We start from the raw sequence: 22,080 nt of genomic DNA, 5'->3' as shown, positions 1-22,080 counted from the left end.
GGGCGGCGATTTTCGACCGCCGCCCGATTCTTGCCTTGCCAAATCCCTTCCGAGGATCGTCGATGCGCCGGACCCTCGATACGCTCTATTCCGTCGCCGGCGCCCTCGCCGCGCTGTGCCTCGTCGCGATCGCGGTGCTCGTCGCGCTGCAGATCGGCGCTCGCCTCCTCGACTATGCTCTCGTTTTCACCGGCCTCACCCCGACCCGCTTCATTGTGCCGTCTTTGACCGAGATCGCTGGGTTCCTTCTGGCCGGCGCGACATTCCTTGCGCTGGCCGACACGCTGGCGAAGAACGTCCATATCCGCGTCGACCTCGTCACCGCGCGGCTGCCGGACCGCCCGCGCCAGATCGTCGACGGGCTGGTCGCGCTTCTCGGCGCCGGCATCGCCGGCTTCGGCACCTATGCGACCGGCGCGCTTGCCCTGAAAAGCCTCGAGTTCAACGATGTGTCCTACGGCATGATCGCGATTCCGTCGGCGCTGCCGCAGTCCGTACTCACCCTCGGCCTCGCCGTCTTCACCATCGCGCTCATCGACGAGGCGATGCTCGCCTTCGCCGGGCAAGACCGGATCGCCGGCAGCGGAGGCGGGGTCTGATGGATCTCTTCGAAGTCTCCATCCTCTTACTTGTCGTTCTCTTCGGGGCCCTCGCCTCGGGGCTTTGGGTGGCGCTGGCGCTGGTGCTCACCGCGCTGGCCGCGCTGATGACCCGGCCGGTGCTGCCCGACGCGCAGATTCTCGCGACCTCGATCTGGTCGGCCTCGATCTCCTGGGACCTGACCGCCCTGCCGATGTTCATCTGGATGGGCGAGATATTGTTCCGCTCGAAGCTGTCGGAGGACATGTTCGCCGGCCTGGCGCCGTTGATGCGCCGGCTGCCCGGCCGCCTGATTCACGTGAACGTCGTCGGCTGCGCGATCTTCGCCGCCGTCTCCGGCTCGTCCGCCGCGACCACCCAGACCATCGGCAAGATATCGCTGCCCGAACTGAAGCAGCGCGGCTATGACGAAAAGATCGCCGTCGGCTCGCTGGCCGGCGCCGGCACGCTGGGGCTTTTGATCCCGCCCTCGATCATCCTCATCGTCTATGGCGCGGCGGTGGAGGAATCGATCGCCCGGCTGTTCATCGCCGGCATCGTGCCGGGCATCGTCCTCGGCCTGATGTTCATGGGTTATGTCGCGCTGGCCGCGACGCTGAAACCCTCGCTGATGCCCCCGGACGCCGACGTCATCGTCACCGAAAGCGCCTTTCGCTCGTTTCGCCGCATCCTGCCGACCATCCTGCTCATCGCCGGGGTCATCGGCTCGATCTATGGCGGCATCGCCTCGCCGACCGAGGCCGCCGTCATCGGCGTCGTCCTGGCGCTGGTCATCACGGCGGCGCAGGGCGCGCTGACCTGGCCGAGTTTCCGCGACGGGCTGATGGCCGCGACGCGGGTCTCGGCGATGATCGCCTTCATCCTCGCCGGCGCCGCCGTGGTGACGACGGCCATGGGCTTTACCGGCCTGCCGCGCGAACTCGCGACCTGGATCGGCTCGCTGGAGCTGTCGCCCTTCGCGCTGCTGGCCGCGCTGACGCTGTTCTTCATGGTGCTCGGCTGTTTCCTCGACGGCATTTCGATGGTCGTCCTGACCACCTCGGTGATCATGCCGCTGGTCACCCAGGCCGGCTTCGATCTCGTCTGGTTCGGCATCTATCTCGTCATCGTCGTGGAAATGGCGCAGATCACCCCGCCGGTCGGCTTCAACCTCTTCGTCATCCAGGGCCTGACGGGGCAGAACATCTTCAAGATCGCCGCGGCGACGGCGCCGTTCTTCGGCCTGCTGGCGTTGATGGTCGTGCTCCTGGCGCTGTTTCCCGACCTCGCACTATTTCTGCCGCGCACGATGTTCTCGGGAGGCTGAGAATGGCGACGGACGATCCGAAAGCACCCGCGACCGCCGACGACGGGCTCGGCCCGATCGTCTCGGCAGCGCATCTCGCCGACGGCGCGCTGCCGGCGCTGTCGGAGGTCGAGTTCGGCCTGAACCTTGTCGGCCACGCCTTCGATCGCTGGATGATCCGCTGCATGACGGCGGCGGGCGAACCGGGCCTGACGGCGACCGAGGTCAATGTCTTGCACTCGGTCACCCATCGCGGCAGGGCCAAGCGCCTCGCCGACATCTGCCTCGTCCTCGGCATCGAGGACACGCATCTGGCCACCTACGCGATCAAGAAGCTCGAGGCGCGCGGCCTCGTCTCGCGCGAAAAATCCGGCAAGGAACGGCTGATCTCGGTGACGGCACGGGGTGAAGCCGCCTGCCGCCGCTACAAGGATCTGCGCGAACGCCTTCTCGTCGCCGGCGCCCAGGATCTGGGCATCTCGCCCGAGGCGATGTCGAGCGTCGCCCGGCTGATGCGGGTGCTGTCGGGGCATTACGACCAGGCGGCCAGGACAGCCGCGAGCTTGTGAGGAGGTGGGCGAATGGCCAGATTGGGGCCGGCAGCCGCCCATCCGCTTCTGGTAGACAAAGGCGAGAAAGCAACCATTTGGCATCTGACCCTTTCAGGTCGTGTACTGGTTGTCTTATTAATGCTGGGGGCGAGTACCGCTGGAGGAATAAGGAACTCGACTACGACAAGAGGGCAGCGCGGCTTCTCCCAGTCGATGCCCGGCCGCATGGATACGGTCTGTTCGGACAACGGCAACCTTGCTAGCATCAATATCAGCGGAAGAGGGCGTCGGGGCAGGCATGAAAGCGCAGCAGGAAATCAAGACGATCCGCGAGCTAATTCAGCTCAAGCAAGCAAACATGCTGTCCGCTAATCCCGAGTATCAGCGGGGCGCGGTCTGGAGCCGGACCCAGCAGCGCAAGCTGGTTGATTCGGTAATGCGCGGCTATCCACTGCCTGTGATCTACCTCCATCACATCAAAACAGAGGTCGCCGGCATGGCGCGGGAGGACCTCGAGATCATCGATGGCCAGCAGCGCATCAACGCGCTTTATGAGTTCGCTGAAGGCGCGTTCACCTTGTTCGATCCGGTCACGGACGATGTGAAGGCCCGGTTTCCGGCATTTATCAAAGCTCAGCCCTGTCCTTGGGCGGGCAAGAACAGCGATCAGCTCGATCCCGAGACGCGTAAACGATTCCTCGACACGCCTCTCAGTGTCGCGATGATTGAAACTGATCAAGTCAACGAGGTGCGCGATCTCTTTGTCCGTCTACAGAGCGGGCTCCCTTTGAATGCACAGGAGACTCGCGACGCATGGCCAGGTCAGTTCACCGAATTCGCTCTGAAACTCGGCGGCAAACCGGAACTCGCTCGCTATCCTGGCCACGGGTTTTTTACTCGGACGCTGGAAATGAAACCGAGCGCCGATCGCGGAAAGACCCGCCAGCTTGCAGCCCAGCTCGCCATGCTGTTCCTGACGCGGCGCGCCGAGGGTGCCGATAAGCTGTGCGATATCAACGCCGGCTCAATCAATGAATTTTACTACAGCAATCTCGACTTCGACGCAGAAGCAGCCGATCCGCAACGCTTGCTTTCGGCGCTGACAACGATCGAAACATTGCTCATTCCGGGACAGCATCCGAAGCTCCGTGGACACGATGCCATCCATGCCTTGCTCCTCGTTGACAGCCTCATGGATGACTATGCCCCGTCCTGGCAGGATCGTTTTCCCAATGCGCTGGATTCTTTCCTTGCCGGGCTTGCCAACGCCAAAAGCGACATTGATGGCACAGAGCCGGACGAATTTTGGACGCAATATGGGCAGTGGACCCGAGTAAATTCGGATCGTGGCGACAATATCGCTCGTCGCCACCGCTTCTATATGCGCAAGATGCATGAATTTCTGCAGCCGCTTACGCTCAAGGACCCGCAACGCCTTTTTGGCGAGATCGAGCGGACCATTCTCTTTTTCGATCAGGGCAAATCATGCGCCGAATGTGGCGGCAGCGTTGCCTGGAACGATTGCGAGATTCATCATGTCGTCGAACATTCGCAAGGCGGCCAAACCACGCTCGAGAATGCCGCACTCGTTCATAAGGCGTGCCATCCCAAGGGCGAAGCAAAGACTAAAGCCTTCGCGTCGAAGTTCGCCGCTGCAAAGGTGGGCGCAGCTGGATAAAATTTTTCCAGTCTCCACACCCTCACTTCGCGCCCTCGCAACGTGCTTGCGTCATAATCTATTGCGTTACGCCATCGTGTGCCTCTTCCACGCACCGCCCCCTTCCTCTGCCCTAAGAACCCATCCGCCACCAGCACTCATGGGAACGGCGGGCATGACGGCGGAAAAGATCGACGGCAAGGCGCGGGCGGCGTGGATCATCGACGAGTTGAAGCGCGCGGCCGGCGCGCTCACCATATGGGCCGGCATGGAGCCCGGGGGCTGGCCGTCGCCATCGTTGGCCAGGGCTGCGTGGCCGTGAGGCCGCCAAGCTCGCCGCGCACGCATGCGACAGAGCATGCGACGCCATAAATCGGGTCCGGGCTATCGCGCGCTTCACGCCGTTGTCACTCCACGGTAGAAGGCCGGCATGGACTACGACGCGATCATTCTCGGCGCGGGCGGCGCGGGTCTCCTGGCCGCGGCGACGGCGGGCAAGGCCGGCGCGCGGATCTGCGTCATCGATCATGCGGACAGGCCGGGCAAGAAGATCCTGATCTCGGGCGGCGGGCGCCGCTTTAGACTACCGCCGGGATCTGCTGGTCCGTTCGCTGCTGGTTGATGGTTGGATGGAATGCAGCGTGCGGCGTTCGTCCGCCGAAGGCAGAGTGAGGACGGCGCTGGCGGTAGAGCGTGATCCACTGCCCGATGCCAGCGCGCGCCTCAAGCCCGCCGGACCAGGCATGGAGATAGACGCGCCCGTACTTCAATGACCGCTGCAGACAGCGCCCAGCTGCCTCAGCGTATATTATTTAGCTACTGAAAGTGACAGATCATCTTCACCTGTGACGATGATTTCAACAAAGCGGGGATCGTAGGTTTCGTCGCCGCTTGCAAAGGTGTAGTCGCGAACTGGAATGAATAGTTGCGTGTGGTTTTCCTGCTCGTTCCGGAAGGCAAACGCCTGCTCTACCATAGCGTCGCCGAAGCCTTCACCCAGACCGCCAGAGGATGATGCAACATCTTCTAAGAGATAACAGTCCCGTCCATCATGGGATTCCACCAGAATTGCGACGAATGCCGGACGACTCACGGGCTCGCCCACGAAAACATCGTAGAGCGTCAGAGAAAGTTGTGATCTAGGATTTAGGCCCGCTGGGCTGACGGCCCCACGGATGGTTTCAAGTTGGAGTTCGTCGAATACGCCGCTGCCATCGCAGTCGGCGTTAAGGTTTGCTGCCCAAGCGCCTCCAGATGAATAAGTCAGAAAAGCCCCAACAAAACATACCTTTATTATACCATTCATACCCATGCTTTTTCCTCACCTAGCTTTCCTCGCGGCCGAATTAATCGGCGCCGCGTTGAGTATAAAATATTTAAACGATACCATATTTCTGCGAAACGTCGAATTCAAGTGCGTCACCGAACCGCCCCGCCGTTTCCCTGTCTTTCTACCTCGGCCCTTCCCTCCCCAAACGCGACAGAGCCTGCGACGCCATAGATGGAGCCCGACAACCAGGCGCTCGCGCGCTTCACGCCGTCATCGCGCCACAGTAAAAGGCCGACATGGACTACGATGCGATCATCCTCGGCGCGGGCGGCGCGGGTCTCCTGGCCGCGGCGACGGCGGGGCAGGCCGGCGCGCGGATTTGCGTCATCGATCATGCGGACAAGCCGGGCAAGAAGATCCTGATCTCGGGCGGGGGACGGTGCAATTTCACCAACCGGGAGACGGAGCCCGCGTGCTTCCTCTCCGAGAACCCGCATTTCGCCAAATCCGCGCTCAGCCGCTATACCCAGTGGGATTTCCTCGCGCTGGTCGAGCAGCACGGCATCGCCTGGCACGAAAAGACCCTCGGACAGCTGTTCTGCGACGGGTCCGCGCGGCAGATCGTGGACATGCTACTCGGCGAATGCCAGCGCGGCGGCGTCGAGATCCGGCTGTCCACGGATATCGGCGAGATCGGCCACGCCGACGGGCGCTTCCGGGTGGCCAATGCGACGGCGCCGCAACTGGTCGTCGCGACGGGTGGCCCCTCGATCCCGAAAATGGGCGCGACGGGCAAGGCCTATGAGATCGCCAGGCGCTTCGGCCTTACTGTCGTCACGCCGCGTCCGGCGCTCGTGCCGTTGACCCTCGGCCCGGACGAGATGCTGTTTCGCGAGATTTCGGGGGTGTCCTGCCCGGCCGTGGCGCGCGTTGGCGACAGGTCCTTCGAGGAGGCCGCGCTGTTCACCCACAAAGGGCTTTCGGGGCCGGCGATCCTGCAGATATCCTCCTACTGGAAACCGGGAGAGAGCATCGCGCTCACCCTCATCGCGGACGCCGCCGAGATGCTGCGCGGCGCGAAACGGCGGATGCCGCGCGCGCATATGAAAGCGGCTCTGGCCGAGCGGCTTCCGAACCGGCTGGCCGAGGCCCTCGCCGCCCGCATCGACATCGCCAGGGAGCTCGGCAACATCGCGGATGCCGAGCTCGATCACGCGGCCGAAACCTTGACCCGGCTGACCTTCCGCCCGACGGGAACCGAAGGTTTTGCCAAGGCGGAAGTGACGGCGGGCGGCATCGACACGGCGGAACTCTCCTCGAAAACCATGGAGGCGCGCCGTGTTCCGGGCCTCTACGCCATCGGCGAAGCCGTCGACGTGACCGGCTGGCTCGGCGGCTACAATTTCCAGTGGGCCTGGTCCTCGGGCGTCGCCGCCGGCCGGGCGATCGCCGCGCGCATGGGTTGATGGCGATCGCCGCTTTCCGCCGCCCCTTTCCCCACACCCTCCAACTGGCCTAAGAACCTCCCGACAACGGCACTCATGGGAACGGCGGACATGACGGCACAGCGGATCGACGGCAAGGCGCGCGCGGCGCGGATCATCGAGGAGGTGAAGCGTGGAGCCGGCGCGCTCACCACCGAGACCGGCATGGAGCCGGGGCTGGCCGTCGTCATCGTCGGCGAGGACCCGGCCAGCCAGGTCTATGTCGGCTCCAAGGCGCGGACCGCCAACGAATGCGGCTTCAAGTCGGTCAAGCATGTGCTGGGCGCCGAGACCGGCGAAACCGCGCTGCTCGGCAAGATCCGCGAGCTCAATGCCGACCCGACCATCCACGGCATTCTGGTGCAATTGCCGCTCCCCGATCAGATCGACGAGGCCAAGGTGATCCAGGCGATCGCGCCGGACAAGGATGTCGACGGCTTCGGCCTCGTCAATGTCGGCCGCCTCTCGACCGGCGCCCTCGACACGGCCTTCGTGCCCTGCACGCCGGCCGGCTCGATGATCCTGATCCGCGACGTCCTCGGCGACGACCTGTCGGGCAAGACGGCCGTCGTCGTCGGCCGCTCCAACATCGTCGGCAAGCCGATGGCGCAGCTGCTGCTCGCCGCCAATGCGACGGTGACCATCGCTCATTCGCGCACGGCCGATCTAGCCGCCGTCTGCCGGGGCGCGGACATTCTGGTCGCGGCCGTCGGGCGGCCCGAGATGATCACCGGCGATTATGTGAAGGCGGGCGCCGTCGTCATCGACGTCGGCATCAACCGGATCGCCGCGCCGGAAAAGGGCCTCGGTGACGACGGCAAGCCGAAGACGCGCCTCGTCGGCGACGTCGCCTTTGCCTCTGCCGCCGAAACGGCCGCAGCGGTCACGCCGGTGCCGGGCGGCGTCGGGCCGATGACAATCGCCATGCTGATGGCCAACACGCTGACGGCGGCCTACCGCGCGGCCGGCAAAACGCCGCCGGTATTTTGAAGCCGGCTGATTACGCCGCGTTGCCGGTGGTGCCGGCCTCGGTCGTCTCGTCCGGCTTCGGCTGGCCCTGCTTCGGCCCGCCCTTGGCGACGCCGACCATCGCCGGCCGCAGCACCCGGTCGCCGATCGCATAACCCGCCTGCACCACCTGGACGACGGTGTTGTTGGGGACCTCGGGATTGGGCACCTCGAACATCGCCTGATGGAAATGCGGATCGAAGCGCTGGCCCTCGGGATCGAGCTTCTTCACGCCATGCTTTTCCAATGTGCCGAGCAGCCCGCGCTCGGTCACCTCGATGCCGTCAATCAGGGCGTTGAGGCCATCGTCGCCGTGTTCCTTGGCCTCGGCCGGAACCGCCTCGATGGCGCGGCGCAGATTATCGGCGACCGACAGCATCTCGCGGGCGAAGCTGGTGACGGCGTAGGTGCGCGCGTCCTTGATCTCGCGCTCGGTGCGCCGGCGCAGATTTTCCATGTCGGCGGCCAGCCGCAACAGGCGGTCCTTGACGTCGGCGTTCTCGGCCTCGAGATCGGCGATGCGGGCGGCATCGGCGTCGGCCGCCGCATCCGCATCGGCAAAGCCGCTCGCGGCATCCGCGGCGAACTCGTCATCGGCGTTGGCGTTGGCCGCGGCGCGCTCGGCGTCCGCCATCGCCGCTCTGTCGGCCGCCGCCGCTTCCGCCGCCTCGCTGCGGTAGACACCCTGAGTGCGCCTGTCTTTCTCGCTTGCCATCCGTCCTTCACCTCATCTCAGTCGCGCGCCGCAACACGCTTCTCTTCGGCTCGTGGGAGGGCGAGCGCGGATTGCGGCGGAAAATCATTATCGAGGCCGCATATCGAATTGACGGGCGCAGAAATCAAGCCTCGCGCGCGGCAGAGCCCTTGGCGAGCAGTCGGGAGACGATACGCGCGGTATAGTCGACCATCGGCACGATGCGCTTGTAGTTGAGCCGGGTCGGGCCGATGACGCCGACCGCGCCGATGACGTTTTCCGTGCCACCCCTGTAGGGCGCGACGACCAGCGACGAACCGGACAGCGAAAACAGCTTGTTCTCCGAGCCGATGAAGATGCGCACGCCGTTGCCGGTTTCGGCGAGGCCAAGCAGCTCGATGATGCCGCTCTTGGTCTCCAGATCGTCGAACAAGAGGCGCAGGCGGTCCAGATCCTCGGCCGCCGTGACATTTTCCAGAAGGTTGGCCCGGCCACGCACGATCAGCCGCGCCGGCTGGTCGGCGGAGGCGCCAGACCAGACGGCGAGGCCCTTGTCGACGAGCTCGCGCGACAGGACGTCGAGGGCGTTCGCCGTCTCATCCTTCAGCCGGGCGATGCGCTCGCTGGCCTCGCCGAGCGTGCGGCCGACGACATGGGCGTTGAGGAAATTGCCGGCCTCGACGAGCTGCGACGCGGTGATCCCGGCCGGAAGGTCGAGGATGCGGTTCTCGACCTCGCCATTGGCGCCGACCAGCACCGCCAGCGCCTTGGTCGGCTCCAGCCGGATGAACTCGATATGCTTGAGCCGCAGATCGGATTTGGCGGTCAGCACGATGCCGGCGCCGCGCGACAGGCCGGACAAGAGATTGCTCGCCTCGGTCAGCAGCGAATCGAAGGGCCTTCCGTCGCCCGACAGCCGCACCTTCTCCTCGATCTCCTCACGCTCGGAGGCGCCGAGATCGCCGACCTCCAGAAACGCGTCGACGAAAAACCGCAGGCCGAGCTCCGTCGGCAGCCGGCCGGCGCTGACATGCGGGGCGTAGATGAGGCCGAGCGCCTCCAGATCGCTCATGACGTTGCGGATCGAGGCCGGCGACAGCGCGTTGCTCAAGAGCTTCGACAACATCCGCGAGCCGACCGGCTCGCCGATGTCCAGATAGCTCTCGACGATCAGCCGGAAGATGTCACGCGTCCGCTCGTCGAGACCCAGTGGGGTTGCGGCGACCAAGTCGCTGACTGGCAAGCGGAATTCGGTCATGATTGGGTGTTCGCTTCGGGCACGATCTAACTATAGGTGTCCCGGCCGGCGGAGCCAAGCCGCAATGCCGCGCTCTCGATGAGCCCGGCTTGCCGCCTCGCCGCATGGCCGATACAAGCCCGACACAACCCGTGGCGGTTATTCGCCTTCTTTCAAAGACTATTATTCAGGACGGCATCATGCGCCCATCGAAACGCGCCGGCGACCAGTTGAGGCCCGTCAGCCTCGAGCGCGATTTTTCACGCCACGCGGAAGGCTCCTGTCTCGTCAAGTTCGGCGACACCCATGTGCTGTGCACCGCGAGCCTGGAAGAGCGGGTGCCCGGCTGGCTGAAGAACTCCGGCAAGGGCTGGGTGACGGCCGAATACGGCATGCTGCCGCGCGCCACCGGCGAACGCATGCGCCGCGAGGCCGCCAGCGGTAAGCAATCCGGCCGCACCCAGGAGATCCAGCGCCTGATCGGGCGCTCGCTGCGCGCGGTCGTCGATCTGCAAGCGCTCGGCGAACGGTCGATCACCGTCGATTGCGACGTCATCCAGGCCGACGGCGGCACGCGCACGGCGGCGATCACCGGCGGCTTCGTAGCGCTCGCCGACTGTCTCGGCTGGATGGAGGCCCGCTCGATGGTCAAGCGGGACAAGGTGCTGACGGATCATGTCGCGGCGATCTCCTGCGGCATCTACAAGGGCACGCCGGTGCTCGACCTCGATTATCTTGAGGATTCGGCCGCCGAGACCGACGCCAATTTCGTCATGACCGGCACCGGCGGCATCGTCGAGATCCAGGGCACGGCCGAGGGCACCCCCTTCTCGGAGGCCGAGTTCATGGCCCTTCTGGGACTGGCCCGCAACGGCATCGGCGACCTCGTGGCGATGCAGCGCGCGGTGCTCGAGGCCGCCCGGTGAAACTGATCGACCCGAATGACGGGCCGCTTCTCGTCGCCAGCCACAATGTCGGCAAGATCTGGGAGTTCCGCGAACTGCTGGAGCCCCTGGGCTTCGACGTGACGTCGGCGAAGGATCAGAACCTCGACGATCCGGAGGAGACCGGCACGAGTTTCGAGGCGAACGCCGAGATCAAGGCGTTGGCGGCCATGCGGGCAACAGGCGTTGCATCGCTGTCCGACGATTCGGGCCTCGTCGTCGACGCGCTCGGGGGCGATCCCGGCATCTATTCGGCGCGCTGGGGCGGACCGGAGCGGGATTTCGCCATGGCGATGCGCAATGTCGAGGAAAAGCTGCAGGCCGCCGGGGCAACGACGCCCGACAAGCGTCGGGCGCGGTTCGTCGCGGTCCTCTGTCTGGCGCGACCGTCCGGCAAGACGCATTTGTTCCGCGGCGAAGTGGACGGCACCATCGTCTGGCCACCGCGCGGCACGCTCGGCTTCGGCTACGATCCGATCTTTCTTCCTGAGGGCCAGGACCGTACCTTCGGCGAGATGATGTCGCTGGAAAAACATGCCTGGAAACCCGGCCAGCCAACGGCGCTCTCGCACCGGGCACGGGCGTTCCAGAAATTCGCGCGCGACGCGCTCGGAGTCGAATGACGGAGCAGAGCCGCCCAACCGGCGACATCCTCGCCTTCGATCCGGCGCCTCGCGAGCCCGGCTTCGGCGTCTATGTGCATTGGCCGTTCTGCGCGGCCAAATGCCCCTATTGCGACTTCAACAGCCATGTTCGCCACAGGCCGATCGACCAGGCCCGTTACGCGGCGGCCTTCGAGCGGGAACTGACCGACGCCGCACGGCGCTCGGCCGGCCAAACCGTCACCTCGATCTTCCTCGGCGGCGGCACCCCCTCGCTGATGGAACCGGCGACGGTCGCGCGGGTCCTCGACGCCGTCGCCGCCAACTGGACCATCGCGAACGGCGCCGAGATCACCCTGGAGGCCAACCCGTCGAGCGTCGAGGCCGAGCGTTTCCGCGGCTACCGGGCGGCCGGCGTCAACCGGGTATCGCTCGGCGTCCAGGCGCTGAACGACCGCGACCTGAAGCTGCTCGGCCGCCTGCATGACGTGGAGCAGGCACTGCACGCCATCGGCCTGGCGCGCGAGATCTTCCCGCGTCTGTCCTTCGACCTGATCTATGCCCGACCCGACCAGACCGTCGACGCCTGGGAGGCGGAACTGACCCGTGCGCTCGATCTCGCCGCCGATCATTTGTCGCTCTACCAATTGACGATCGAGGAGGGCACGCCGTTTTTCGCGCTGCACAAATCCGGCAAGCTGAAGGTTCCGGACGGCGAATTGTCGGCCGAACTCTACGAGGCGACCCAGCGTCTGACCGCGGCGCGCGGCCTGCCGGCCTACGAAATCTCGAACCATGCGGTGCCGGGCGCCGAATCCCGTCACAATCTGACCTATTGGCGCTACGGCCTTTACGCTGGCGTCGGACCCGGCGCCCATGGGCGCCTGATGGGCGAGGACGGTCGCCACGCGATCTCCAACGAGCCGCTGCCGGAAACCTGGCTGAAGATGGTCGAGTCATGGGACAGCGGCGCCGTCGTCGACGATTTGCTGGCACCGGACGAGGAGGCGGACGAGTTGCTCTTGATGGGGCTGCGGCTCACCGAGGGTATCGATCTGGCTCGTTGGCGCCGGCTGAGCGGCCGCGACATCGACGCAAACAGCGAGGCCGACCTGCGCGCCCACGGCATGGTCGAGCGGCTCGGACCCGACCGCATCCGGGCGACGCCGGCGGGTATGCTCGTCCTCGACGCGGTGGTCGCCGATCTGGCGTGAGAACCAAGAGTGACGACTTGTGAATTGGCTGAAGCTCGACTTGAGGGATGTCGCCAGCTAAAATTCGTTTTGCCGCGTCGATGGAGTTCTTGCCATGCAACACCCGAATTCCTTCACGATCGTGTTGGGCGAGGACCAGGCGATCGTCGATGCCAAGCTTCGCACAGGCGAATTCCGAGACGCGAGCGAAGTGGTCAGGGCCGGTTTGCGCGCGCTGGAGCGGGAAGAGGCTTCGCTCGACGAGATGATGCGAAAGAAGGTTCTTTCCGCACTCGCCGACCCGCAGCCATCGATACCGGCAGGCGAAATGTTCGACCGATTGCGCGCGAAGTATGTCGGCGGAGCGAAGCCTGGACGTGATGCCACTTGACGTCCGGTTCGATCCTCATGCCGAACGCGATCTCGATGCGATCGGCGAGTTCATCGCAAAAGACAGCCCGGCCAATGCGGTTCGCTTCCTCGATCGAGTCGAGGGATTTTGCCAAAAGCTGGCGGAGTTTCCTGAAAAGGGCCGTGCCAGACCCGATATTGCCCCCGAGATTCGGTCCTATTCGTTCGAGCGCCGGGTGCAGGTCGCCTATCGGGTCGAAGACGACCATTTGGTTATCCTGCGAATACTTTACGCGGGACAGCGATATGAAGACACCCCGGATTGAGCAAACGCCAAACCGCCGGATCAGGCCCTGTCCCTGAATGACGGACACATCAAGCCGCCGCTACCGCATCCATGACGTCGAACGGACTGCGCCGCGACCCGAGCCGGGCCTTTATCTCGTGGCCACTCCCATCGGCAATCTCGGCGACATCACGCTGCGGGCGCTGGAGATCATCGCCGGGGCCGACCGGCTCGCCTGCGAGGACACCCGCGTCACCGCGAAGCTGCTGGCCCGGTTCGGCATCGGGCGGCGGATGTTTGCCTATCACGAGCACAATGCCGAGAATGCCGGCGCGGCGCTCCTCGCCGACCTCGAAGCGGGCCTGTCGGTCGCGGTGGTTTCCGATGCCGGCACGCCCCTCGTCTCGGACCCTGGCTACCGGCTCGTCCGGGAGGCGATCGAACGCAACATTGCAGTCATCCCGATCCCCGGCGCCTCGGCGGCGCTCGCCGCGCTGCTGGCCTCCGGATTACCGTCCGACGCCTTCTTCTTCGCCGGCTTTCCGCCGCAGAAGGAACAGGCGCGCGCCGCACGGCTGCAGGACCTCGCGCGGGTTCCGGGCACGTTGGTCTTCTTCGAAGCCCCGCATCGTATCGCTGACAGCCTCGCCGCCATGGCCGAGGTTTTAGGCGCGCGGCAGGCCGCGGTGTGCCGCGAACTGACCAAGACCTTCGAGACGATCTATCGCGGCACACTGGCCGAATTGGCCGTGGAATTCGCCGCTATGGAACGGGTCCGCGGCGAGATCGTCGTCTGCGTCGCCCCGCCGGACGCGGAGGCGGCCGCCACGAGCGATGACGCGGACACGATCCTTCTGGGGCTTCTGGCCGAGATGAAGCCGACCAGGGCGGCGCAGGAGGCGGCCCGGCTCACCGGCCTTCCCCGGCGCGAGCTCTACCAACGCGCGCTCACCCTCAAGGATGGCCGGTGAAAGCGCCGACCGGGGCGTCCGAAAAGCGGCGCCGGGGCTTTCGCAAGGGGCATCGCGGCGAGCGGCTCGCGGCGTGGGCTCTGCGCCTCACGGGCTATCGCATCCTCGCCGTGCGCCATCGCACCAAACGCGGCGAAATCGATCTCATCGCGCGGCGCGGCGATCTCGTCGCCATCGTCGAGGTCAAAGTCAGGCGAACATTGACGGAGGCGATGGACGCCGTCGGGCCTGAGGCTCAGCGGCGGATCGAGGCGGCGGCCGATCTGTGGCTCGCCCGGCAGCGCGACCACGCACGCCTGTCGCTGCGCTTCGATATCGTCGCCATCCTGCCGTGGCGCTGGCCGGTGCATGTGCCGCATGCCTGGCAGGGACGGCACTGACGTCGCTTTCCCGCATTCGACCGGCGCGATATTATTGTCTCACTGACCTCTTGCGTCCGCTGCTTGCACCGTGCGCGGATAGGCATCGGACCATTGGCGCTCTATAGGACCGGGCAGCCATCACGAAACGACAGACAGCGGGGCCGGCCGCCGGCGTGACGACCACGAAGATCTCCCTGACGAAACCGACCGAGCGCGGCCTGGTTACCGGTCTGCTCAAGCGGATCATCGAAGAGAACGGCCGGCTGTTCCTGCGCCAGTACGCGATCGCCATCGTCTGTCTGGTTCTCGTCGCGGCGTCCACCGCCTTTCTCGCCTGGATCATGCGCAGCGTGATCGATGAGATCTTCGTCCTGCAGAACCGCGCGGCGATCGTCACGCTGCCGATCGTGATCTTCCTGGCATTCACCATCCGCGGTCTGGCGACGTACGGTCAGGGCGTCATCCTGGCGCGGATCGGCAACAACATCGTCGCGCGCTATCAGCGGCGGCTGTTCGCTCATCTCCTCGACCTGTCCGTCGATTTCTTCGGCGAGAACCGCTCGGCGCATCTGGCCGCGCGCATCAACCAGAACGTCGCCGGCATTCGCGACACGCTGAACCTCACCGTCACCTCGATCGCCCGCGATCTGCTGACCCTGGTCTTTCTGGTCTTCGTGATGGTCTATCAGGACCCGCTGCTGTCGCTGATCGCCCTGCTCGCCGGCCCACCCATCGCCCTGATGATCGCCGGGCTGGCACGCAAGCTGCGTGTCGCGACGCGCCAGTCGATCGACCTCAACGCACGCGTACTCGGCTCCATGCAGGAGGCCGCCCAGGGCATCACCGTGGTCAAGGCCTTCACCATGGAAAAGCCGCTGCGCGAGAGGATCGAACATCTGATCCTGGCGGCGGAAGAGCGCTCCAACAGGATCGCCGTGATCACCGAGCGGACCACGCCGGTGACCGAGGTGGTCGCCGGCATCGCCATTGCCGGCGTCATCGCCTATTCCGGCTACCGCGCTATCACCTACGGTTATTCGCCCGGCGCGATGTTCGCGTTCATCACTGCGCTTCTCCTCGCCTACGACCCGGCGCGCCGCCTCGCCAAGCTGCAGGTCCAGCTCGAACGCGCCCTCGTCAACGCGCAGATGATCTACGAGATCCTCGACCTCGAACCGCGCCAGGCCGACCCGGCCGACGCCCAAGGCCTTGTGGTCGAGAAGGGCGAAATCGTCTTTAAGGATGTCGGTTTCGCCTATCACAGCAACGAGCCGGTGTTGCGCGGCCTGAGTTTTACCGCGCCGGCCGGCAAGACGACGGCGCTGATCGGCGCGTCGGGCGGTGGCAAATCCACCATCATCGCCCTGTTGCAGCGCTTCTACGACGTGGAGCAAGGCCGTATCCTGATCGACGGACAGGACATCCGAAACATCACCAAAAGCTCGCTGCGATCGAAAATCGCCTATGTGCCGCAAACGCCGTATCTCTTCGAGGGCACGATCCGCGAGAACATCCGCCTCGGGCGCCCCGACGCGAGCGACGCGGAGATCGACGAAGCGGCGCGGCTTGCCCAGGCCGAGGAATTCATTATCGCTCAGCAGAAAGGCTACGACACGCCGCTCGGGGAAAACGGCGTCTCCCTCTCCGGCGGCCAGCGCCAACGCCTGTCGATCGCCCGCGCCCTGGTGCGCAACGCCCCGATCCTGCTTCTCGACGAAGCGACCTCGGCGCTCGACACCCGATCCGAGACGCTGGTCCAGACGGCGCTCGAACAGGCGATGCGCAACCGCACGGTGCTGGTCGTCGCTCACCGGCTGTCGACGATCGTCAACGCCGACCAGATCCTGGTCATCGACGGCGGCGAGATCGTCGAGCGCGGCACCCATGGCGAACTTGTCGGACGCCCGGATGGACATTATGCCCGCTTCTACGGTCTCCAGACGCATGCCGACCGCCCCCATGCCGAGGCGATCGCCGACACGATGCGCGCCTGACGATCCAATGCGCCGCACAAGGAATTCGGAGTTGAGATGAGCGAAACGAAACTGGTCGTCCTCGGCGCCGCCGGCCGCATGGGCCGAACCCTCGTCCAAATCATCATGGAAACGGATGGCGCCAGGCTGCACGCCGCGCTCGAACATTCCGGCTCGCCGGGACTCGGCAATGACGCGGGAACGCTTGCCGGCGCCGGACATCTCGGCGTGACGATCAGCGACGACGTCAACACCGCGCTCGACGGCGCCGACGGCATCATCGACTTCACCGTGCCGGCCGCCTCGACGGGATTTGCCGCTCTCGCCGCCAAGCGCGGGCTGGTCCACGTCATCGGCACGACCGGATTTTCAACTGCGGAAGAAGCCGAAATCGCTGCCGCGGCGAAGACCGCGCGCATCGTCAAATCCGGCAATATGAGCCTCGGCGTCAACCTCCTCGTCGGTCTCGTCGAAAAGGCCGCGCGCGCCCTCGGACCGGACGCATTCGACATCGAAATCCTCGAAATGCATCACAAGCACAAGGTAGACGCCCCCTCCGGCACTGCCCTGCTTCTCGGCGAAGCCGCCGCCAAGGGACGCAACGTCAAGCTCGCGGACAACAGCGTGCGGGCCCGCGACGGCCACACCGGCCCACGCGAGGCGGGCACGATCGGTTTTGCCACGCTGCGCGGCGGCTCGGTCGTCGGCGACCATTCGGTGATCCTGGCCGGCGAGGGCGAGCGCATCCAACTCTCCCATCTTGCGGCCGACCGGGCGATCTTCGCGCGTGGCGCTGTGTGGGGCGCGCTCTGGGCCAAGAATCAGGCGCCCGGCCTCTACACCATGCGCGACGTTCTCGGGCTCGCGGACTGACCACCGCCGACCCGCAACCTTCCTCCATCCCTTGCGAATAAAGGCTCTCCCATGTCTCGAACCCTCGTCCTCGTCCGCCACGGCCAGAGCGAATGGAATTTGAAGAACCTCTTCACCGGCTGGAAGGACCCCGACCTGACGGACAAGGGTGTCGAGGAAGCCAAGGACGCGGGCCGCCGGCTGAAGGCCGGTGGTTTCACCTTCGACATCGCCTTCACCAGCGAACTCTCCCGCGCCCAGCGCACGCTGACGCTGATGCTGGAGGAACTCGGCCAGACGGGTCTGGAGACGATCCGCGACGTCGCGCTCAACGAGCGGGACTACGGTGATCTGTCCGGATTGAACAAGGACGACGCGCGGAAGAAATGGGGCGAGGAGCAGGTCCACATCTGGCGTCGCTCCTACGACACGCCGCCGCCCGGCGGCGAAAGCCTGAAGGACACCGGCGCCCGGGTCTGGCCCTATTACATCCACGACATCCTGCCGAAGGTGCTCGGCGGCGGCACGGTGGTCGTCGCCGCGCACGGCAACTCGCTGCGCGCCCTGGTCATGGCGCTGGACGGCCTCACCGGCGAGGAGATCGTCGGCCAGGAGATCGCCACGGGCGTGCCGATCGTCTACCGGCTCAACGCCGATTCCACCGTCGCGGAGAAGACCGTCCTCGCCGATTAGGATCCGGCCGATTGCGGCGGTTGCCGCGCTCCGCGGATTTGAACGCGGCACCCGAGGCTGCTAGGACGCGGTGGGCGCCTGAACCAGCGAGAGTATGAGATCATGACCGACCGTATCGTCCTGCGCACCGGCGAAGCCCTTGTCGCCGGCGGCCCTCCCGGAACAGCCGCCGAGCCGGAAGTCGTCATCGGGGCGCTCGACGGCCCCGTCGGCACCGCCCTCGCCACGCTCACCGGCGATCAGGTGAAGGGCCACAGCCGCGTCTTCGCGCTGCTCAATACCGACATCATGGTGCGCCCGGCGACACTCTGCGTGTCGAAGGTGACGGTGAAGGATTCGCGATACACCTCGATCCTGATGGGCACGGTGCAGTTCGCCATCGCCAACGGCGTGCTCGATGCCGTGCGCGAGGGCATCCTGCCCAAGGATCAGGTCAACGATCTCGGCATCATCTGCTCGGTCTGGCTGGCTCCGACGATCGTCGATATCAAGGATCTCGACCACAAGGTGCTCTTCGACATCCACCGCAAGGGGATGAAGGAAGCGATCCGCAAGGCGATGACGAACGAACCGTCGATCGACTGGCTGCTGGAGAACCAGGACAAGATCATCCACAAATATTATCAGATGGGCCTCGACGGCAAAATCTGACGGCTGGACCGCGCGCTCCGGCTGGCGCGGTCATCATCCCTCGGCCGCGTCCGTGGAGCCGGAGACGCCTTCAATCCCGCGCCAACAGCCCGCATTCCCAGCCGAGCATGGCCCGCTTGCGAGTGATGCCCCAGTGATAGCCGGTGAGCGCGCCGGATTTGCCGACCACCCGGTGGCAGGGCACGACGAAGGAGATCGGGTTGCGGCCGACCGCCGCGCCGACGGCGCGGGCGGCCTTCGGCGCGCCGATCCGCTCGGCGACGGTCGAATAGGTCGATGCCTCGCCGACCGGAATGTCCAGCAGCGCTTCCCAGACGCGGATTTCGAAATCTGTGCCGATCATGACGACCCGGAGCGGCCGGTCGGCGCGCCAGTTGGACGGCTCGAAGATGCGGGCGGCCAGCGGCGCGGTCGCGTCCTGATCGCGCCGGAACGATGCCTTCGGCCAGCGCCGGCGCATGTCGTCGAGCGCTTCGGCCTCGCCCGCCACGCCTGGCTCGGCGAAGGCGAGGCCCGCGAGCCCCCGCTCGGTGGCGATCACCAGCGACAGGCCGAACGGCGTCGGGTGAAAGCCGTAGGAGAGTGCGATTCCCTCGCCCTTCGCCTTGTAGGCGCCCGGCGACAGCGCCTCGTGCTTGACGAACAGGTCGTGCAGGCGGGAGGGGCCGGACATGCCCACCTCGAAGGCGGCGTCGAACAACGTGGCGCCCTCGCCGAGCAGGCGGCGGGCGTGGTCGATGGTGACGGCTTGCAGAAACGCCTTCGGCGTCAGGCCCGACCAGCGTTTGAACACCGCCGACAGCGCCTCCTCGTCGCTGCCGAGCGCCCCGGCGATTGCGGCAAGGCTCGGCTGGTGGCGATATTCGGTCGAGATGAACTCGATCGTCCGGCGCACGGTGTCGTAGTCGCACAGGCCGGCGGAAGCGGGCATCGCGGCGTTCCGGATGGCGGTGGGTTGGGCCGAGGTGACATCGATGGAAAGCATGGTGTGGTCTCCTTCGCCTGCCGTCAGATCACGGTCACGCGCCGCCCGCCACCCGATTTTCGGCCCCAACGCCGTCTCAGCGACCTTTCGCCGTCAACAGCGCGCGATGGAATTCGCGGGCGAAGCTCTCGCGGTCGTCGGGATTGAGGAAGCCGCCGATTTCCGTGGAGATCCGGTTGGAATCGACGCTCATGCGGGTGATGCCGATTTCCTCGTGCCGAGCGACATGGAACCGCGCCCAGAACGGGTTATGATGCGCCTCGCGCACGACGCCGCGCGGCGAGATCTTGCGGATCGCCAGATCGGTGCGCGACAGCGACACCTCCTCGCGCGCCTTCGCCGACCGGAAGCTGGCGCGAAAGGCCCACCAGACGAGCAGGACGTCGAGACCGAAAAAGCCGGCGACCGGCCATGCGCCCTTGGCGAGGAAGCCGAGACTGGTCGCCAGACTCACCAGTCCGACGAAGGCCATCACCACCGTGAAGCCGCGAGGGCCGAGCGAGCGATAGGGCACCAGCAGAGCCTGGAAGATCGGCCGGTCGGCCGCCTGGTCGCCGGTTCGGTTCACCGTGGAATTGTCACCCATGCTCTCGCATCGCTATAGGACCGACATGGCAGAAAAGATCGTCCCACTTCCCCAATCGGTCAAGCGCAAGAGCAGCGGCGCTTCGTCTCAAGGTCGATCCACGCAGCGTCCACCCGCCCGGCGGCGGCGCATTCCCTATACGCGCGCCGAAATCGCGGAGATCTTCCGCCGCTTCGCCGTGCAGCGGCCGGACCCGAAGGGGGAACTCGAACATTCCAACCCGTTCACCCTCCTCGTTGCCGTCGTGTTGTCGGCCCAGGCGACCGATGTCGGGGTCAACAAGGCGACCCGCGAACTCTTCAAGATCGCCGACACGCCGCAGAAGATGGCCGCCCTCGGCGAGGAGGTGATCCGCGAGCATATCCGCACGATCGGGCTTTATCGCAACAAGGCCAGGAACGTCGCGGCGCTGGCCCGGACCCTGGTGGAACAGCATGGCGGCGAGGTGCCGCGCGATCGCGCCGGGCTTGAAGCGCTGCCGGGCGTCGGCCGCAAGACCGCCAGCGTGGTGCTCAACTCCGCCTTCGGCGAGGAGACGCTCGCCGTCGACACCCACATATTGCGGCTCGGCAACCGGTTGAAGCTGGCGCCCGGCAAGACGCCGGAGGCGGTGGAAGCCGGGCTCCTCAAGGTCATTCCGCAACCGTATCTGCGGCACGCGCATCACTGGCTGATCCTGCACGGCCGCTATGTCTGCAAGGCGCGCAAGCCCGAGTGCGAGGCCTGCGTGATCGCGGATCTCTGCAAGGCCGACGTCAAGACGAGCGACGTTCCGGCGCCGCTTCGCGAGCTGCCGGCCGGTCTCTTGCCGGAACCGACCGCGTCCGGCTGACACCGAACGACCCAGACCATGCGGCAAGTTTCGAAAGGCTGCTTCCGACCCTATTCTGACGTCGTGCCGTTCCGATCAAACATCGCGAGCGGGCCATTTTCCAACCGGCAGCTTCCAGCGCCGGTATCGGCTGAAGCGGACGATTCCAATCGCTATCTATAGCTCAAGGGTGGCGGGTTCCCCGTACTCAAGAGTGAACGCATCATCAGGTTGCGGGCGATCCGGTATGAGGCCTGCACGTCGTCTGCCGCAGGTTCGCGCCCCGCATGTGCCGCCGCCCCTCTCGCCTCGCAGAGCCGAATAACCTCCTCAAAGATACGATCGCCATCGCTGCGGTCCTTACCAAGCGCGCCGCGAGCGAGGCGAGCCAGTTCTTTCGTCATACTTTTCCGACTGGGCTGCATGAGCGCTTCGGCCGAACTCCAGATAGCGATCATCTGCGCGCTCAACGTCGGTATCCACCACATGCTGTCTAGTAAGGCATAAGCCGCTGCAAAGTTGTCCTCTTGCCTGCGCTCTCGGAGCCGGGGAAGCAGGGTTGCGAGCGTGGACGTGACATCCTGAGTGAGCGGATAATCGTCCATCGGCCATTGAAGCGGCGGATCAAACTGGCGAACGCCGCCGTGCGCCTTGCCGCTGGCTATCTCGGCGAAACTGATATCGGACCAGACGGGCGCGCGGATCGGTAAACCGGATATGAGACGCAGAAGCGAGATCGCTGAGCGCACCCGAGAGAAAGCATCGTCGGGTAAGGCGTGTCCCTCAGGATCGAGCGTAAGCTGAACAGTCGCGGTTTCGACGTTTCCCGACTGTTTAACCGCAGTCCACGGGGCCGGGTGATGGGCAGTGGGCTCAGGCGGAGGTTTGACGGCCAGCATGGGGTGCGCGAACACGTGCGCATAGGCTGGCTCTAGCCGCAGGCCGGGAGCAACGACCCTCTCGCCTTCGATTGTGACGCGCGAAATAGCGACATAAAGACCGTTCATCTCGACGCTAGTCTACCTGATCCCGCG

27 protein-coding genes are annotated in these 22,080 nt (G+C 65.4%); 20 read left to right on the top strand and 7 right to left on the bottom strand.

Annotated features, from left to right (window positions below; genetic code table 11):
* The first annotated feature begins 62 nt into the window (after window positions 1–62).
* The 6 genes from VSX60_RS11430 to VSX60_RS11405 all read left to right on the top strand — a co-directional run bounded on the left by VSX60_RS11430 (window position 63) and on the right by VSX60_RS11405 (window position 4,715).
* Window positions 63–599, top strand: a complete 537-nt coding sequence (locus tag VSX60_RS11430; RefSeq protein WP_327624306.1) for a TRAP transporter small permease — start codon at window positions 63–65, stop codon at window positions 597–599.
* A complete protein-coding gene (locus tag VSX60_RS11425) occupies window positions 599–1,906 on the top strand; it encodes a TRAP transporter large permease (RefSeq protein ID WP_327624305.1) in 1,308 nt (435 codons plus the stop codon). Before VSX60_RS11430 ends, VSX60_RS11425 begins: the two co-directional genes overlap by 1 nt.
* Window positions 1,907–1,908: 2 nt before the next feature.
* Window positions 1,909–2,454 (top strand): winged helix DNA-binding protein, encoded by a 546-nt coding sequence (locus tag VSX60_RS11420; protein ID WP_327624303.1) that lies wholly within the window; start codon window positions 1,909–1,911, stop codon window positions 2,452–2,454.
* A gap of 280 nt (window positions 2,455–2,734) precedes the next feature.
* Window positions 2,735–4,114, top strand: coding sequence for a GmrSD restriction endonuclease domain-containing protein (locus VSX60_RS11415; RefSeq protein ID WP_327624302.1), 1,380 nt, complete (start codon window positions 2,735–2,737; stop codon window positions 4,112–4,114).
* A gap of 154 nt (window positions 4,115–4,268) precedes the next feature.
* A complete protein-coding gene (locus VSX60_RS11410; protein WP_327624301.1) occupies window positions 4,269–4,415 on the top strand; it encodes a hypothetical protein in 147 nt (48 codons plus the stop codon).
* A gap of 108 nt (window positions 4,416–4,523) precedes the next feature.
* Complete coding sequence (locus VSX60_RS11405) at window positions 4,524–4,715, top strand: NAD(P)/FAD-dependent oxidoreductase (RefSeq protein ID WP_442873086.1); 192 nt, start codon at window positions 4,524–4,526, stop codon at window positions 4,713–4,715.
* On the opposite strand, the gene VSX60_RS22565 is transcribed toward VSX60_RS11405, so the two are convergent.
* Window positions 4,672–4,863, bottom strand: a complete 192-nt coding sequence (locus VSX60_RS22565; RefSeq protein WP_442873085.1) for an integrase core domain-containing protein — start codon at window positions 4,861–4,863, stop codon at window positions 4,672–4,674. The two genes, VSX60_RS11405 and VSX60_RS22565, sit on opposite strands and share 44 nt — an antisense overlap.
* A 38-nt stretch (window positions 4,864–4,901) precedes the next feature.
* A complete protein-coding gene (locus VSX60_RS11400; RefSeq protein WP_327624300.1) occupies window positions 4,902–5,405 on the bottom strand; it encodes a hypothetical protein in 504 nt (167 codons plus the stop codon).
* Window positions 5,406–5,659: 254 nt separating this feature from the next.
* Between VSX60_RS11400 and VSX60_RS11395 the strand changes: the two genes are divergently transcribed.
* Window positions 5,660–6,829, top strand: a complete 1,170-nt coding sequence (locus VSX60_RS11395) for an NAD(P)/FAD-dependent oxidoreductase (protein WP_327624299.1) — start codon at window positions 5,660–5,662, stop codon at window positions 6,827–6,829.
* Between the two features lie 90 nt (window positions 6,830–6,919).
* A complete protein-coding gene (folD, locus tag VSX60_RS11390) occupies window positions 6,920–7,837 on the top strand; it encodes a bifunctional methylenetetrahydrofolate dehydrogenase/methenyltetrahydrofolate cyclohydrolase FolD (protein ID WP_327624298.1) in 918 nt (305 codons plus the stop codon).
* A gap of 10 nt (window positions 7,838–7,847) precedes the next feature.
* Here folD and grpE read toward each other — a convergent pair whose 3' ends face one another.
* Both grpE and hrcA read right to left on the bottom strand, forming a co-directional pair.
* The gene (grpE, locus tag VSX60_RS11385; RefSeq protein WP_327624316.1) at window positions 7,848–8,489 is read right to left on the bottom strand and encodes a nucleotide exchange factor GrpE; all 642 of its coding nucleotides are present in this window, start codon (window positions 8,487–8,489) and stop codon (window positions 7,848–7,850) included.
* 205 nt (window positions 8,490–8,694) lie between these two features.
* On the bottom strand, window positions 8,695–9,807 hold the full coding sequence (gene hrcA / locus VSX60_RS11380; protein ID WP_327624297.1) for a heat-inducible transcriptional repressor HrcA: 1,113 nt from the start codon (window positions 9,805–9,807) through the stop codon (window positions 8,695–8,697).
* A 179-nt stretch (window positions 9,808–9,986) separates the two neighbouring features.
* On the opposite strand from hrcA, the gene rph reads away from it, so the two are divergent.
* The 11 genes from rph to fae all read left to right on the top strand — a co-directional run bounded on the left by rph (window position 9,987) and on the right by fae (window position 18,664).
* On the top strand, window positions 9,987–10,712 hold the full coding sequence (gene rph / locus VSX60_RS11375) for a ribonuclease PH (protein WP_327624296.1): 726 nt from the start codon (window positions 9,987–9,989) through the stop codon (window positions 10,710–10,712).
* On the top strand, window positions 10,709–11,353 hold the full coding sequence (gene rdgB, locus VSX60_RS11370) for an RdgB/HAM1 family non-canonical purine NTP pyrophosphatase (RefSeq protein ID WP_327624295.1): 645 nt from the start codon (window positions 10,709–10,711) through the stop codon (window positions 11,351–11,353). Before rph ends, rdgB begins: the two co-directional genes overlap by 4 nt.
* Window positions 11,350–12,546, top strand: coding sequence for a radical SAM family heme chaperone HemW (gene hemW / locus VSX60_RS11365; protein WP_327624294.1), 1,197 nt, complete (start codon window positions 11,350–11,352; stop codon window positions 12,544–12,546). Before rdgB ends, hemW begins: the two co-directional genes overlap by 4 nt.
* 94 nt (window positions 12,547–12,640) lie before the next feature.
* Complete coding sequence (locus tag VSX60_RS11360; RefSeq protein WP_327624293.1) at window positions 12,641–12,916, top strand: ribbon-helix-helix domain-containing protein; 276 nt, start codon at window positions 12,641–12,643, stop codon at window positions 12,914–12,916.
* Complete coding sequence (locus VSX60_RS11355; protein ID WP_327624291.1) at window positions 12,879–13,202, top strand: type II toxin-antitoxin system RelE/ParE family toxin; 324 nt, start codon at window positions 12,879–12,881, stop codon at window positions 13,200–13,202. Before VSX60_RS11360 ends, VSX60_RS11355 begins: the two co-directional genes overlap by 38 nt.
* A 37-nt stretch (window positions 13,203–13,239) precedes the next feature.
* Window positions 13,240–14,133, top strand: a complete 894-nt coding sequence (gene rsmI, locus VSX60_RS11350) for a 16S rRNA (cytidine(1402)-2'-O)-methyltransferase (protein ID WP_327624290.1) — start codon at window positions 13,240–13,242, stop codon at window positions 14,131–14,133.
* The gene (locus tag VSX60_RS11345; RefSeq protein WP_327624289.1) at window positions 14,130–14,513 is read left to right on the top strand and encodes a YraN family protein; all 384 of its coding nucleotides are present in this window, start codon (window positions 14,130–14,132) and stop codon (window positions 14,511–14,513) included. Before rsmI ends, VSX60_RS11345 begins: the two co-directional genes overlap by 4 nt.
* A gap of 155 nt (window positions 14,514–14,668) precedes the next feature.
* Complete coding sequence (locus VSX60_RS11340; protein ID WP_327624288.1) at window positions 14,669–16,489, top strand: ABC transporter ATP-binding protein; 1,821 nt, start codon at window positions 14,669–14,671, stop codon at window positions 16,487–16,489.
* 36 nt (window positions 16,490–16,525) lie between these two features.
* A complete protein-coding gene (gene dapB, locus VSX60_RS11335; RefSeq protein WP_327624287.1) occupies window positions 16,526–17,341 on the top strand; it encodes a 4-hydroxy-tetrahydrodipicolinate reductase in 816 nt (271 codons plus the stop codon).
* 51 nt (window positions 17,342–17,392) lie between these two features.
* Window positions 17,393–18,013, top strand: coding sequence for a 2,3-bisphosphoglycerate-dependent phosphoglycerate mutase (locus VSX60_RS11330; RefSeq protein WP_327624286.1), 621 nt, complete (start codon window positions 17,393–17,395; stop codon window positions 18,011–18,013).
* A 102-nt stretch (window positions 18,014–18,115) separates the two neighbouring features.
* Window positions 18,116–18,664: a formaldehyde-activating enzyme gene (gene fae, locus VSX60_RS11325; protein ID WP_327624285.1), complete on the top strand. Its 549-nt coding sequence runs from the start codon at window positions 18,116–18,118 to the stop codon at window positions 18,662–18,664.
* A gap of 70 nt (window positions 18,665–18,734) precedes the next feature.
* On the opposite strand, the gene VSX60_RS11320 is transcribed toward fae, so the two are convergent.
* Both VSX60_RS11320 and VSX60_RS11315 read right to left on the bottom strand, forming a co-directional pair.
* Entirely contained in the window at window positions 18,735–19,595 is an 861-nt protein-coding gene (locus VSX60_RS11320; protein WP_327624314.1) for a bifunctional helix-turn-helix domain-containing protein/methylated-DNA--[protein]-cysteine S-methyltransferase, read from the bottom strand.
* 130 nt (window positions 19,596–19,725) lie between these two features.
* Window positions 19,726–20,235: a DUF2244 domain-containing protein gene (locus VSX60_RS11315; protein WP_327624284.1), complete on the bottom strand. Its 510-nt coding sequence runs from the start codon at window positions 20,233–20,235 to the stop codon at window positions 19,726–19,728.
* 25 nt (window positions 20,236–20,260) lie between these two features.
* On the opposite strand from VSX60_RS11315, the gene nth reads away from it, so the two are divergent.
* Window positions 20,261–21,067 (top strand): endonuclease III, encoded by an 807-nt coding sequence (gene nth, locus VSX60_RS11310; RefSeq protein ID WP_327624283.1) that lies wholly within the window; start codon window positions 20,261–20,263, stop codon window positions 21,065–21,067.
* Between the two features lie 152 nt (window positions 21,068–21,219).
* Here nth and VSX60_RS11305 read toward each other — a convergent pair whose 3' ends face one another.
* The gene (locus tag VSX60_RS11305) at window positions 21,220–22,053 is read right to left on the bottom strand and encodes a hypothetical protein (protein WP_327624282.1); all 834 of its coding nucleotides are present in this window, start codon (window positions 22,051–22,053) and stop codon (window positions 21,220–21,222) included.
* Window positions 22,054–22,080: the final 27 nt, after the last annotated feature.

Source organism: Aurantimonas sp. A3-2-R12, from assembly GCF_036016755.1.
Lineage (GTDB): Bacteria > Pseudomonadota > Alphaproteobacteria > Rhizobiales > Rhizobiaceae > Aurantimonas > Aurantimonas coralicida_A.
The sequence above is the reverse complement of the archived record's forward strand: the minus strand, read 5'-3'. Positions and strand labels throughout refer to the sequence as shown.